General features: G+C 64.5%; 13 protein-coding genes. 4 read left to right on the top strand and 9 right to left on the bottom strand.

Features of this window, described 5'->3' with window-relative positions; translation table 11 throughout:
* Positions 1 to 4: 4 nt before the first annotated feature.
* Both AC1D08_RS14735 and AC1D08_RS14730 read left to right on the top strand, forming a co-directional pair.
* The gene (locus AC1D08_RS14735) at positions 5 to 349 is read left to right on the top strand and encodes a cupin domain-containing protein (protein ID WP_457150216.1); all 345 of its coding nucleotides are present in this window, start codon (positions 5 to 7) and stop codon (positions 347 to 349) included.
* A 21-nt stretch (positions 350 to 370) separates the two neighbouring features.
* Entirely contained in the window at positions 371 to 1879 is a 1509-nt protein-coding gene (locus tag AC1D08_RS14730; RefSeq protein WP_477423442.1) for an aldehyde dehydrogenase family protein, read from the top strand.
* Between the two features lie 42 nt (positions 1880 to 1921).
* On the opposite strand, the gene bla is transcribed toward AC1D08_RS14730, so the two are convergent.
* The gene (bla, locus tag AC1D08_RS14725; RefSeq protein ID WP_457150213.1) at positions 1922 to 2809 is read right to left on the bottom strand and encodes a class A beta-lactamase; all 888 of its coding nucleotides are present in this window, start codon (positions 2807 to 2809) and stop codon (positions 1922 to 1924) included.
* Between the two features lie 103 nt (positions 2810 to 2912).
* On the opposite strand from bla, the gene AC1D08_RS14720 reads away from it, so the two are divergent.
* Positions 2913 to 3800, top strand: coding sequence for a LysR family transcriptional regulator (locus AC1D08_RS14720; protein ID WP_095084402.1), 888 nt, complete (start codon positions 2913 to 2915; stop codon positions 3798 to 3800).
* 39 nt (positions 3801 to 3839) lie between these two features.
* On the opposite strand, the gene AC1D08_RS14715 is transcribed toward AC1D08_RS14720, so the two are convergent.
* The 5 genes from AC1D08_RS14715 to AC1D08_RS14695 form a co-directional block, all read right to left on the bottom strand.
* Positions 3840 to 4601: an SDR family NAD(P)-dependent oxidoreductase gene (locus tag AC1D08_RS14715; RefSeq protein WP_477423440.1), complete on the bottom strand. Its 762-nt coding sequence runs from the start codon at positions 4599 to 4601 to the stop codon at positions 3840 to 3842.
* A gap of 10 nt (positions 4602 to 4611) precedes the next feature.
* A complete protein-coding gene (locus AC1D08_RS14710; protein ID WP_457150211.1) occupies positions 4612 to 5424 on the bottom strand; it encodes an ABC transporter permease in 813 nt (270 codons plus the stop codon).
* Entirely contained in the window at positions 5424 to 6287 is an 864-nt protein-coding gene (locus tag AC1D08_RS14705; protein ID WP_457150210.1) for an ABC transporter permease, read from the bottom strand. The genes AC1D08_RS14710 and AC1D08_RS14705 overlap by 1 nt, the downstream gene beginning before the upstream one ends.
* A 64-nt stretch (positions 6288 to 6351) precedes the next feature.
* Complete coding sequence (locus AC1D08_RS14700) at positions 6352 to 7515, bottom strand: ABC transporter substrate-binding protein (RefSeq protein ID WP_477423439.1); 1164 nt, start codon at positions 7513 to 7515, stop codon at positions 6352 to 6354.
* Entirely contained in the window at positions 7496 to 8632 is a 1137-nt protein-coding gene (locus tag AC1D08_RS14695; protein WP_477423437.1) for an ABC transporter ATP-binding protein, read from the bottom strand. The genes AC1D08_RS14700 and AC1D08_RS14695 overlap by 20 nt, the downstream gene beginning before the upstream one ends.
* Positions 8633 to 8746: 114 nt before the next feature.
* On the opposite strand from AC1D08_RS14695, the gene AC1D08_RS14690 reads away from it, so the two are divergent.
* Entirely contained in the window at positions 8747 to 9553 is an 807-nt protein-coding gene (locus AC1D08_RS14690) for a helix-turn-helix transcriptional regulator (protein WP_457150207.1), read from the top strand.
* A 4-nt stretch (positions 9554 to 9557) separates the two neighbouring features.
* Here the strand turns inward: AC1D08_RS14690 and AC1D08_RS14685 are convergent, their stop codons facing one another.
* From AC1D08_RS14685 to AC1D08_RS14675, 3 genes are all read right to left on the bottom strand, one after another.
* Complete coding sequence (locus tag AC1D08_RS14685) at positions 9558 to 11624, bottom strand: 3-hydroxyacyl-CoA dehydrogenase NAD-binding domain-containing protein (RefSeq protein WP_457150206.1); 2067 nt, start codon at positions 11622 to 11624, stop codon at positions 9558 to 9560.
* A gap of 166 nt (positions 11625 to 11790) precedes the next feature.
* The gene (locus AC1D08_RS14680; RefSeq protein WP_457150205.1) at positions 11791 to 12738 is read right to left on the bottom strand and encodes an ABC transporter permease; all 948 of its coding nucleotides are present in this window, start codon (positions 12736 to 12738) and stop codon (positions 11791 to 11793) included.
* Positions 12739 to 12740: 2 nt separating this feature from the next.
* Positions 12741 to 13721: an ABC transporter permease gene (locus AC1D08_RS14675; protein WP_457150204.1), complete on the bottom strand. Its 981-nt coding sequence runs from the start codon at positions 13719 to 13721 to the stop codon at positions 12741 to 12743.
* Between the last annotated feature and the right edge of the window lies 1 nt (position 13722).

The raw sequence follows: 13722 nt of genomic DNA, 5'->3' as shown, positions 1-13722 counted from the left end.
CGATATGACAACACCGATCATGAAGTCCCCGCTCACTATTACCGACCTTGTCGACTGGGGCGTCATCCCGACGATGATCGAGGGCGAATCCCACACCTCGGGCAAGCTGCTTTACAAAGGACCGGAGGGCCGCTCGGAATGTGGCCTGTGGGTCTGCACGCCCGGAAAATGGCACTGCCACGTCACTCGCGACGAGTTCTGCCACTTCCTCGAGGGCCGCTGCACCTATGTCCATGAATCCGGCGAGATCATGGAGATCGAGCCGGACACGGCGGCGTTCTTTCCGCAGGACTGGAAAGGCGTCTGCACAGTCCATGAGACCATCAAGAAGGTCTACATGATCCGCTGAGCGGATCTGAGAGGGATGTCCATGCATTTCGCCCCTGACCGGCCGGCCTTCTTCGTCAATCCGAACTACCTGCCGATGACCGCCGCGAACAAACCGGTGATCGATCCGGCAACGCTGGAGACAGTTGGGGCCATCGCGTCGGCCAGCGACGGCGAGATCGACGCCGTGCTGACTGCGGCGACCAAGGCGCAGGCCGCCTGGAAAAGGCTCGACGCCAAGAGCCGCGCCAGGCACCTCCATGCCGTCGCCAATGCGAACGAAGCGGCCGACTTCACGCGTTGTGCCGAGCTGATGGTGCGCGAGATGGGCAAACCCTATCCGGAAGCCATCGGCGAGATCGCCAACTGCGCGCCGATCTTCCGCTACTATGCCGAGATGGCGCGCGACGATGCCGGCAAGATCGCCGGCACGACGCAGGCCGGTTCCTTCCAGTATGCGCGTTACGAGCCCTATGGCGTCTCCGTCCACATCATGCCTTACAACTTCCCGATCCTGCTGATGTGCTGGACTGTTGCGGCATCGCTCGCCGCCGGCAACGCCTGCGTCATCAAGCCGGCCGAGGCGACGACGCTGTCGACGCTCGACTACATGACCATGTTCCGCTCGCTGCCGGAGGGGCTGGTCTCCTGCCTGCCCGGCGGCGCTGCCACCGCGCAGGCGCTGATCGTTTCCGACCGCACCCATGCTGTCGCCTTCACCGGCTCGGTCGCCGCCGGCAAGGCGGTGGCGGTGGCCTGTGCCGAACGCATGAAGCCTTGCGTCATCGAAGCCGGCGGCAGCGATCCGCTGATCATCAGCCAACACGCCCCGCTCGATGTCGCCGCGGCCGGCAGCGTCACCGCCGCCTTCCACCTCACCGGCCAGGTCTGCACCTCGGCCGAGCGCTTCTTCGTCGTCGACGCCGTGCATGACCGCTTTGTCGACCTGTTCGCCGAAAGGACACGCGCGCTGCGCATCGGCAACGGCATGGACAAGACCGAGATCGGCCCGCTGGTCAGCGAAGGCGCGCGGGCGAAAGTGATGCGCCTCGTTGACGATGCTATTCGCAACGGTGCCAGGGCGGTCACCGGCGGGCGCATCCCGCCCGCACACAACACAGGCTGGTTCTACGAGCCAACGATCCTGACCGGTGTCACCCCTGATATGGCGATCGTGCGCGAGGAGTGTTTCGGGCCGGTCGCCGCGATCTGCCGTGTCCGGGATTTCGACGAGGCGATCCGGCTTGCCAATGACAGCCCGTTCGGGCTTGGCGCCTCGGTGTTCACCACCGATCTGGCCGAGGCGCATGAGGCCGCCGAGCGGCTCGAGGCCGGCATGGTCTGGGTCAACAACCCGCTGATCGACAATGACGCCTTGCCCTTCGGCGGCTGGAAGGCTTCGGGCCTCGGCCGCGAACTTGGCCGCCAGGGCCTCGACGCCTTCCGCCGCTCGAAGATGGTGATTATCGACCACAAACCGACGATCCAGGACTGGTGGTATCCCTACCCCGACAGCTGGTTCCGCGAGACCGGTGGCCGCAAGCATGTATGAAGGCAGCGGCGCGGCAAACACCGCGCCGCTCGATACAAACATTTACGCCGCGATCGCTTCGACCAACGCGTGCGAGACAGCGGCAATGACGGCGTTGCGTTTGGCCAGGCTCTGTTTCGTGCCCGTCAGATAGACCGACATCAAAATCGGGTTGCCGGAAGCCGGCCAGATGACGGCCGCGTCGTTGGTGCTGCCGTGCGCGCCGGTTCCGGTCTTGTCGCCACATGTCCAGCCTTTCGGCAGTGCCGCCCTTATGCGCTCGTCGCCGGTCTTGTTCGCCACCAGCCAATCGACAAGCTGCACCCGGCCCTTCTCCGACAGGCTGTTGCCGATCGTCAGCCGTTCAAAATTGCCGGTCATGGCCAGCGGCGAGGTCGTGTCGCGCGCGTCGCCCGGCAGCGACTCGTTCAGCTCCGGTTCGATCCGGTCCAGCCTGGTCACCTTGTCGCCTATCGAATGCAGATAGGCTGTCAGCTGCGCCGGCCCGCCAAACGACTCCAACAACAGATTGGCCGCCCCGTTGTCGCTGACTGTCACGGCGGCCTCGCAAAGCTGCGCCACCGTCATCTCGCCGCCGGCATGTTTCTTGGTCGTCGGAGAGTTCGCGATGACGGCGTCGTGCGGGATCTTGATGCTGCGGTCGAGCTGCTCGATGCCGCCATCGACCCGATGCAGGATGAACGCCGCCGCGAGTGCCTTGAAGGTGCTGCACATGGGGAACAGCTCGCCCTGGCGATAGCCGAATTGCGCGGTCGTTCCGGAGATCCGGCAGGACACGCCGAGCCGGCCACCGCTTTTCGCCTCGATCCGCCTTATTTTCGGCAAGACCCCATCAAATTTTGTCGGGCTCGTTGTCGCCTTCGCGATGGCACCAACCGGGGCCGTCAAAACCACCGCGAGACCACTGATGAAACTGCGTCTGCTTGTCATGTCCACACTCTCTGTCGCCCCGCGCAGCAGAACTGGACCGAATCCGGCGCCATCGCAAACGAGTAAACATCGCCCCCGCCATAAGAAAAATTAGGGCTGGATGATGAAGCGATCGCACCTCCCGTTGAATGGCTTGCGCGCCTTCGAGGCCTCCGCAAGGCATCTCAGTTTCACCGGCGCCGGTCTCGAACTGCGCGTCACCCAGGCTGCCGTCAGCCATCAGATCAAGGGCCTCGAAGAGGTCCTCGGCATCAGGCTTTTTCGCCGATTGCCGCACGGCCTCGCTTTGAGCGAGGAAGGCGAAGCCCTGCTGCCCGTGCTGAGCGATGCCTTCAACAGGATCAGCGTCACGCTCGACCGCTTCGAGGGCGGCCGCTTCAACGACATCGTCACCGTCGGTGTCGTCGGGACTTTTGCGTCAGGATGGCTGATCCCCAGATTGCCGGCATTTCACCAGGCCTATCCGGACATCGAGCTGCGCATCTCGACCAACAACAACCGGGTCAATCTCGCCGCCGACGGTCTCGACTTTGCCATCCGCTTCGGCGATGGCTCCTGGCAGGGCACCGAGAACACGCCGCTGCTGCCAGGCGGCTTCTCGCCGGCCTGCACCCCCGACATCGCCGCGCGTCTGCGCGACCCTTCCGATCTCGCGCGCGAAACGCTGCTGTGTTCCTACCGGGAAGACGAATGGCTGTGCTGGTTCGAGACGGCAGGCTGCCATTGCCCGCCGATCAAGGGCATCGTCTTCGACTCATCGGTCACCATGGCGAACGCTGCCGTCCAGGGCGCCGGAGTGGCGCTGCTGCCGATTTCGATGTTCAGCCGCGAGCTCTGTTCGGCTGAGCTGGTGCAGCCTTTCGACTGCACCGTCGACGTCGGCCGTTACTGGCTGTCGGCGCGGCGCCGGCGCCAGAACTCGCAGGCAATGACGATATTTGCCGACTGGTTGAAGGCCGAGACGGAGTGCAATTCCAGGAAACGCGTGTAGCGATTTTCCGTCCGGAATTGCACCAACAAATAGGCCGCGTCAGCCGATGCTTTCGCCACCGTCGATCACAAGCGCCTGGCCGGTCATGAAGGATGAACGGTCGGAAACGAGGAACAGGATCGCCTCGGCGATCTCTTCTGCGCTGGCCCAGCGCCCCATCGGGATCTTGGTGCGGACATAGTTTTCGATCGCCTCGCGACCGCCCATCTGGGCGATGAACGGCTCGTTGAACGGCGTATCGACCCAGCCTGGGCAGAGCGCATTGACGCGGACATTGTGGCTGGCATAGTCGAGCGACATCTGCCTGGTCATCGCCACCACCGCATGTTTCGACGTGGCGTAGGCGATCATCTCGCGGTCGTAGAACACGCCCGAATTCGAGGCGGTGTTGAGGATGACGCCACCGCCCTGTGCGATCATCGACGGCATGACCAGCCTGGCCGCCAGGAATTGCGCCCGGACATTGACCCGCCACGAGGCATCCATGCCGCCGACCTCGACTTCGGTCAGCGTGCCGCCGACCTGGATGCCGGCATGATTGTGCAGGATGTCGATACGCCCGTGCCTGTCGAGCGTGCCGGCAATGAGCTGCTCGACCGCCGCGTCATCCGCGACATCGGTGGCGAGCGCCTCGGCCCGGCCGCCCGCCGCGCGGATGTCGCAAGCCGTTGCCTCGCCGCTGGCCCGGTCCCTGTCGGCGATGACGACCAGCGCGCCTTCCCTGGCCATGATCATGGCGCCGGCGCGCCCGATGCCGGAGCCGGCACCCGTCACCACGGCGATGCGGTCTTTGAGAATCATGGCGCGACTTTCAGTTGGATGGTTTGCGTTGGCGCAGCTGCCATTGGGCAAGCACCACAAGCAACACGGAGGCGACGAGCACGATCGTCGCGATGGCATTGATTTCCGGCGTCACGCCGCGCCGGATCGACGCGAAGACATAGATCGGCAGCGTCGTCTGCGCACCGGCGACAAAGAAGGCGACGATGAAATCGTCGAAGGAAAAGGTGAAGGCGAGCAGGAAACCGGCAACCACCGCCGGCATGATCTGCGGAAGGACGATGCTGCGGAACGTCGTCAACGGCGTGGCGTAGAGATCGCTCGAGGCCTCGACCAGGTTGCGGTCGAGGCTACCGAGACGCGTGCCGACGATCATCGTCACCAGCGCCATCGAAAACAGGCCGTGTGCCGCGATGATCGAGCCATAGCCGAGCGACAGGCGCGGCGGCTGGTCGTCGGGCCATATCGAGGCGAGGAACGGGTTGACGACCGCGAACAGCTGGACGAGCGCGACCAGCGTCGAGATGCCGATGACGACACCCGGGACGACGATCGCGGCACCCAGAAGCGCATCAAAGACAGCGCGGGTCCGGACGCTGACGCGCGCCAGGCCAAGCGCGGCCGCGGTGCCGCACAGCGCCGCCAGCGAGGCGCTGGTGGTGGCGATGAAAAGGCTGTTCTTCAACGCTTCGACCAGGAACGGGTTAGCCAGGGCCTTGCCGTACCATTGCACCGAAAAGCCGGTGAACTCGCTCGCATGGTGCCCGGCGTTGAAGGAGAACAGCACCACCAGCGCGATCGGCAGGTAGAGGAAGGCGAAGACGGCAATGACGAAGGCGCGCATCAGATCAGATCCACCCGACGGGCGCCCGAGACTCGGGTCGAAATGCGGTTGGCCGCAATCAGCACCACCACCGAAACCAGCACCAGCGTGATCGCGATGGCCGATCCGAACGGCCAGTTGCGCGACTGCAGGAACAGGTCGACCAGCGCATTGCCGATGAAGAACACCTTGCCGCCGCCAAGCAGCGTCGGGATCAGATATTCGCCGAGCAGCAGGATCATCACCAGCGAGAAGCCGGTCATCACCCCCGGCAGCGACAGTTTCAGCGTCACGCCAAGGAATGTGGAGAGTGGCGTCGCACCGAGATCGGCGGAGGCTTCCAGCAGCCGGCGGTCGAGCCGCTCGAGGCTGACATAGATCGGCAGGATCATCAGCGGCAGATAGCCATAGACGATGCCGAGCAGCACGGCGCCCGGCGTGTTGATCAGCCTGATATCCTCGAAGCCGACATAGGCGAGCAGAGCCGGAATGCCGCGCCCGCCCAGCACATACATCCAGGCATAGGTCCGCATCAGAAGGCTGGTCCAGAACGGGATGACCACGAGCGCGAGCAGGATCAGCCGCCAGCGCTGTGGCGCCTGCAGGGCGAGGTAATAGGCCACCGGATAGGCGACGAGAAGACAGGCAAGCGCGCCCATCGGCGCCAGCATCATGGTGTTCCAGAAGGCGGTCGCCCGCGCCGGAAGGTTGGCATATTGCGCCAGCGTAAAGGCCGCCTGGTAGCCGCCTTCCGGCGCCCGCTCGCCAACGCTGAACACGGCGATGGCTATGAACGGCAGCACCAGGAAGACCACCAGCCACGCCGCTGCCGGACCGAGCAGCAAGGCGGTCAGCAGATTATGACGAAGTTTATTGCCGTGCATTGAAACCGCCCCGGTGCCGGCGGACACACGCCCGCCGGTCAATTGTCTGCATCAGGCCGGTCGCTCAGGCCGACTTGAAGCGGGCCATCAGTTCGGCCCGGCCGGGATCGGTCAGCGTCGCCGCCGCACCGAACTCGAGCGACGTCAACAAATCGGCCGCCGGATAGAGGATCGGATTGTCGAGCACCTCCTTGGGCAGCAGCTTGTTGACCCGCGCATCGGTCGACGGCGCACCGTTGGCCAGGTGCTCTTTGACCGCGACCTGCGGGTTCATCAGGTAGTTGAGCAGCGCGTAGCCGGCGGGCTTGTTCGGCGCGTCCTTGGGGATGGCGTAGAAGTCGGTCCAGATCTCGCCGCCCTCCTTGCCCAGCACATAGGCGATCTCGGGAATGTCGCGATGCAGCTGCGCACCGTCATTGGTCCAGCACATGGTCATCCAGGCGTCACCGGCGCGCATTCCCGGCTGGTAGTCGGATGAGACCGCGAACAGATGCGGCTTGACTTTCAGCAGCAATTCCTCCGCCTTGGCGAGTTCGTCCTGTTTCAGCGAGTTGAACGAATAGCCGTAATATTTCAGCGCATTGCCGATCGTGGTCAGCTGGTAGTCGTGCACCATGGTGCGGCCATCGCCCTCCGCCATGGCGGTGTCCCAGAACTCCTTCCAGCTGGTCATCGGCTTGGTCAGCTTCTTGGTGTTGACGGCAAACCCGGTGGTGCCCCAGTTCTTCGGCACGGCGTAGGTCGTCCCGTCGATCGTGCCTTCCGAGGTGAAGCGCGGATCTTCCTGCGAGCCGTCGAAATTCGGCAGTTTCGCCATATCGAGCGCCTCGATGATGCCGAGCTTCTTGTAGGTCGAGATCGTATAGTTGGTCGGCACGAACAGGCTCCAGCCCGACGCGCCGGCCTGCAGCTTGGCCAGCATCTCTTCGTTGGAGCCGAACACGTTGACCTCGACGGCAACGCCGGTATCCTTCTTGAAATTCTCGAATGTCGCCGGGTCATGATAGTTCGGCCAGGTGGCGATCGACATACGGTCGCCGAGGCTTTCAGCGGCAAAGGCCGGCGTCGGCATGATGCCCATCTCGCGCGCCATCACCGCCGTCGCAATGCCGAGGCCGGTGAGGCCGAGGAAGTCGCGGCGGCCGATCGAGCCGCGCTTGAGGCGCATCAGTTGGTCGACGAAGTTTTCAGGGCTTATTGGCAGTCCGTCACGATATGATTTCGACATGTTTGGTTACCCTCTGGTTGGTCCCGTTGTTCTTGGGGTCCGGAAACGCCAAGGGCGTTCCGGCGGCAAAGCCGATGGCGACGGGTTCACCCGGCTTGAAGAGATTGCCGTGGCCGATCAGGTGATCAGCCTTGGCGAGCAGCGTTCCGATGCCCTGGACCTCGATCGCGTATTCGGCGGTCGAGCCAAGGAAAATCCGGTTGCGGACGATGCCCTTGAACCGGCCGCTTTCCGGAGCGCCGAGACTGAGCGATTCAGGACGCAGGCTGACCGAGACGGTCTCGCCCTGCCGCAAGGCCGTCCGCTTGCGCGCCCCAATGACGGTGCCGTCGGCAAGCGCGATGTCCACCAGTTCGCCCGAATGTCCGGCGACCTTGCCGCTCAGCAAATTGGTCTTGCCGACGAAATCGGCGACGAACAGATCGGCCGGCTCGTCATAGATCTCACTCGGCTGTCCGAGCTGGACGATGCGGCCGCCATTCATGACGCAGACGAAATCGCTCATCGACAGCGCCTCCTCCTGGTCGTGGGTGACCAGTACGAAGGTGATGCCGATCTCGCGCTGCAGGTTCTGCAACTCGATCTGCATGTCGGTGCGCAGCTTCTTGTCGAGCGCGGCCAGCGGCTCGTCGAGCAACAGCACGGCCGGCTTGTTGACCAGTGCGCGCGCCAGCGCGACACGCTGCTGCTGCCCGCCGGACAGTTCATGGATCTTGCGGCGGCCATAGCCGGCGAGCCGCACCATGGCCAGCGCCTCGCCTGCCCTTGAGGTGATCTCGCGTGACGACAGCCGCGGCCGTGCCTGGCGCAACCCGTAGGCGACGTTGTCCTCGACATCGAGATGCGGAAACAGCGCGTATTGCTGGAACACCATGTTGACAGGCCGCCGGTAGGGCGGCGTGCCGGCCATGTCCTGGCCGCGAATGAACACCTGGCCTTCGCTCGGCTGTTCGAAGCCGCCGATCATGCGCAGGCAGGTCGTCTTGCCGCAGCCGGACGGTCCGAGCAGGGCGACAAAGGCGGAAGGCGGGACGGCAAGATCGATGCCGCTGACCGCGGTCACCGCACCATAGCGTTTGGTGACGCCGCGAAACTCGATGTCGGGCACTGCGGTCAAGGCTGCGGGCTCCAGCAACAGGGCGATTTCAGGACGCTACCAGAGCCAATGGCGGCTAGTATATACCTCGTAGGTGGTATATCTGATCTATTTTCTCGTTTAAGGGGGTATGGATTGTCCCGCCGCGACGAATACGGCCAGCTTGCAACGCTTGTCACCGCGACGCGGGAGACGAGCGGCGACCTCTTCGGCAAGGCGATGGTCGATTGGCTGCGCCAGCATGTCAGTTTCGACCACTGCGTGATCTTCGGCTATCGCGGTGCCGCACGCCCGCCGCTGCTGTTCGAGACCTTTTCGCCGGCCGAAAGCCATGTCTTCGTCGCGCTCTATCAGGAGGGACCCTATCTGCTCGACCCGTTCCACCATGCGGCGGTGGAGCGCAAGGAAGGATTCTGGCGCATGCGCGAACTCGCCCCGGACCGCTTCTACGCCAGCGAATATTTCCGCTCCTATTACAGCCAGACCAGGCTGGCCGAGGAGGTCGGCTTCTTCGTGCCTTTGCCGGGAAAGGACGCGCTGGTGTTGTCGCTGATGCGGCTGCGTGCGTCGGGTCCGTTCGGCACCGCCGATGCCAGGCTTCTGCGCGACATGGCGCCGGCGGTGATCAGCTTCGCCAGATTGCGCTGGCCTAACCTCCCGGCCGACGAACCGCCCGAGACAAAGCAGGACGAGACGATTGCTCCGGTCAACGAGTTCGATCGCGCCCATATCTGGCAGAGCCTGTCGCTGACGCCGCGCGAAAAGCATGTCGTCGATCTGGTGCTGCAGGGGCATTCAACCGAATCGATCGCCAGGGCGATGCGCATCGTGCCGGGAACCGTGAAGGTTCATCGCCGCAACATCTACCGCAAGCTCAAGATCAAGTCGCAGGCCGGCCTGTTCGCGCGCTTCGTCGAGATCATCGACGCACGGGTCCGGTAGTTCCTTAGCCCCCGGTTTCCCAGGAGCCGGTTTCGGCCATCCGCCTGAGCAATGGCGCCACCTTGAACACGTCCTTGCCCGTCCGCTGATGCCAATGGTCGAGCCGCTCGATGAGCTTGGCTGGACCTTCGAGGCCAGCCCAGAACATCGGCCCGCCCTTGCCGACGGGAAAGCCGTAGCCGTTGGCCCAGACGACATCGATGTCGGAGGCGCGGGTGGCGATGCCTTCCTCCAGGATCTTGGCGCCCTCGTTGACCAGGGGATAGAGCGTGCGTTCGATGATTTCTTCCGCGCCGATCGCGCGCGGCACGATGCCCTTCTCGGCCGCCTTGTCGCGGATCAGCGCCTCGACTTGCGGGTCGGTGACCGGCGTGCGCGCGCCGGCCTCGTAGAGATAGAAACCACGGCCGGTCTTCTGGCCGAACCGTCCTTGCTCGCACAGCGTGTCGGCGATCACAGCCGTCTGGCCGCGCGCCTTGCGGTTACGCCAGCCAATGTCGAGGCCGGCGAGATCGCCCATCTGGAACGGTCCCATCGGCCAGCCGAAATCGGTGAACGCCTGGTCGATCTGGCGCGGCGTTGCGCCCTCCAGCAGAAGCGCCTCCGACTCGGCGCCACGCGCCGCCAGCATACGGTTGCCCACAAAACCGTGGCAGACGCCGACGACGACAGCCACCTTGCCGATCCGCCGCGCCAGGTCGACGACGGTAGCCAGCGCATCGGGAGCGGTCCTCTCGGCGCGCACGATCTCCAAGAGCTTCATGACATTTGCCGGCGAAAAGAAATGCAGTCCGAGCACATCCTGAGGGCGTGAGGTCGAGGCGGCGATTTCGTTGATGTCGAGATAGGAGGTGTTGGTGGCGAGGATGGCGCCGGGCTTGGCCACTGCGTCGAGCTTGCCGAAGACTTCCTTCTTGACCGCCATGTCCTCGAACACCGCCTCGACGATCAGGTCGCAATCAGCGAGATCGGCATAGTTGGTGGAGCCGGTGAATTGGGCCAGCCGCTGCCGCTTCGCATCTTCGGTCAATGATCCCCGCGTGACAGAGACGGCATAGTTCTTGTCGATCGTGCCCAGGCCGCGTTGCAGCGCCTCCTGGCTGGTCTCAAGCAAGGTGACGGAATAGCCGCCGTTGGCGAAAGCCATGGCGATGCCGGCGCCCATGGTGCCGGCGCCGATGACGCCGATACGCGCGACCCTGCGCTTGATGATATCCTTGCCGGGAATCTTTGCCGCCTCACGTTCGGCGAAGAACAGATGGCGCTGCGCGCGCGACTGGTTGCTGGCGACGAGCTCGACGAACAGCACGCGCTCCGCCGCCAGCGCCTCGTCGAATGGCAGTGTGACGGCATTACGCACCGCCTGCGCGCAGGCGATCGGTGCTTCGAGGCCGCGCGCTTTTTTGGCAAGGTCCGCCGCCTCGGCGTCGAAAGCCGCCAGGTCGGTTTCCCTAGGCCCATCATTTCGATCGCGCACCGGCGTGAAGGGACCACCCTTGCGGGCTATTTCCCTGGCGAAGTTCACGGCATGCGTGGTCAGATCGCCTTTGAAGACGGCGTCGACCAGACCGGCGGCATGCGCCTCTTCTGCACCGATCGGCGAACCGGAAACGATCATCTTGAGCGCCTTCACCGCGCCGACAAGGCGCGGCAGCCGCACCGTGCCGCCGCCACCCGGCAAGAGACCGAGCTTTACCTCCGGCAGGCCGAGTTTGGCGCCAGTGTCGGCGACGCGGAAATGGCAGCCGAGCGCAAGCTCAAGGCCGCCGCCCAGCGCGGTGCCGTGGATGGCGGCGATCGTCGGCTTGGCGATGGTTTCCAGCGTCGCCACGATGGTGCGCAGTTCGGGCTGCTGCACTGGCTTGCCGAATTCGGTGATGTCGGCGCCGGCAACGAACGTTCGGCCGGCGCAGGCGATGACGATCGCGGCGACCGACGGATCATCCCGCAGCCCAACCAGAGCCTGCATCAGCGGTTCGCGAACATGAAAACTCAGCGCATTGACCGGCGGATTGTCGATGGTGACGATAGCGACATCGCCGTCGCGGTTGACCTTCAGGAAATCGGACACGCAAACCTCCCAGCATTGATGAGCGGCTTGCAGCCGCGCGCACGGGATTTACAGCGCCATGACGCGGATGGGAACCGGATGCAGGCCTGGCACAATGATTACCGGCCTTCACTGCCCTTGCGATGCCGGCAGTCTCCGCCGCCATCGCGCCGTGCGCTATCACAATTTACCGGAGCGCCTTCTGCCCACCCGCGGCCGTGATGACCCCGACGATGATCAGCCCGGTCAACAGCAACCGCACGCCGGCACTGACGCCGAACGTGTTGAGCATGGTCAAGAGCAGCACCAGGAACAGCGCCGCGCCCCAGACGCCCGGCACATTGGCCTTGCCGCCGGCCACCGAGGTGCCGCCAATGACGACCACCGCGATCGAGGCCAGCAGATATTCGTTGCCGATATCGACATTGGCGCCACGGAAATAGCCGGCAAGCAGCGCCCCGTCGATGCCGCCGAGCGCCCCCGACAGCGTGTAGGTGAGGAAGCGTATGCGGCCGACATTGACGCCGGCAAGCCACGCCGCACGGATGTTCTGGCCGATCGCCAGCACCGAACGGCCATAGATCATGCGCTGCAGCGCGATGGCCGCGCCGATGGTGAACAGCACGGTGAGGATCGCCAGCACTGGAATGCCCAGCACCTGCCAGTTGGCGAAATCGGCGAAGCCGGGCGGCGGCTTGATCTGCAGCCCGCGCCCATAGCTGATGTCGATCGACTGGATGATGAAGCTGGCCGACAGCGTGGCGATGATCGGCGGGATGCGCAGCGCCCAGATCAGCAAATAGTTGGCGGCGCCGATCGCGGCACCCGTGGCGAGCGCCGCCAAAAGCCCGACCACGATCATGGCATCGTTGCCGTCCATCACCTTCATGGCGACAGCGCTGGCAAGGCCGATATTGGCCGGCAGCGACAGATCGACATTGCCGGGCCCAAGCGTGATGACGAACATCTGGCCGACACCGACAATGACGGTGAACACCGCCAGCGACAGTGCCGCGGTGACCATGCCGCCGGCGCCATAACCGCCGGTGAAGGCGATCGTCGCCAGCCACACCAGCAAGGCGCCAAGGAACGACCAGATCCAGGGTTTGGCGAGCAGTGGTCTCAACGCGGCCATGGCTACCTCTCCCTGCGGCTGATCAGCACGCGGGCCGCCAGCACGATGATCAGGATGGCGCCATTGGCGGCCACCTGCCAGTCGGGCGGAATGTGCATGAAGGTGAGCAGCGGCGAGGCGGCCAGCGCCAGTGTCAGCGCGCCGATCACCGCGCCGATCGGCGACACCCGGCCGCCGACGAATTCGCCGCCGCCGAGGATGACGCCGGCAATCGCCAGCAGCGTATAGCCATTGCCGATATTGGCATCGGCCGAAGTGGTGATACCGATCAGTGCCATGCCGGACAGCACGCCGAACAGGCCGGCCAGCGCAAACAGCACGATTTTGGTCTTGAGCAGCGACCAGCCGGCGCGGCCGAGGGCGGCCGGATTGCCGCCGGAACCGCGCAGGATCACGCCGTAGGAGGTACGCATCAGCCCGAAATGGACGATGAGCCCGATCAGCAGCGCCGCGATGATCGGGAACGGCACGAAAGGCGGCTTGAATGCCATGAACGCCAGCAGCCAGTCCGGCGCCTTGCCGCCGGGTTTGGGCAGGACGAGGATGGCCAGCCCTTGCCAGACGAAGCTCATGCCAAGCGTCACCACGATCGAAGGCAGGTTGCGCAGATGGATCAGCGCGCCGAGCAAGGCATAGACGCCGATCGAGCCGAGCAGGATGGCGACACCGATCAGCGGCGCGTCCTTCAGCCACGTCGCGGTAACGCAGCCGACGAAACCGACGAAAGTGCCGATCGACAGGTCGAGCTCGTTGCCGGCGATGACGAACATCTGCGCGATCGTCGCCAGGGCGATCGGGATCGCCAGGTTCAGCATCAGGCTGAAGCCGAAATAGCTGATGGCCCGCGGATTGAGCCAAGCGATGGCGAGTAGCACCAGCGCCAGCGACAGCGCCGGCAACAACCCGCGCAACAGGCGGGCACGGGCCAGCGCGCCACGCTCGGCGGAACTCCTGGCAGTGGTGTCGAGGCTGGCGGCCTTCATC

The sequence above is a fragment of the Mesorhizobium sp. P2_E6 genome, assembly GCF_056403835.1.
Note: the sequence above shows the minus strand (reverse complement) of the source record. Positions and strands in the feature narration are given on the sequence as shown.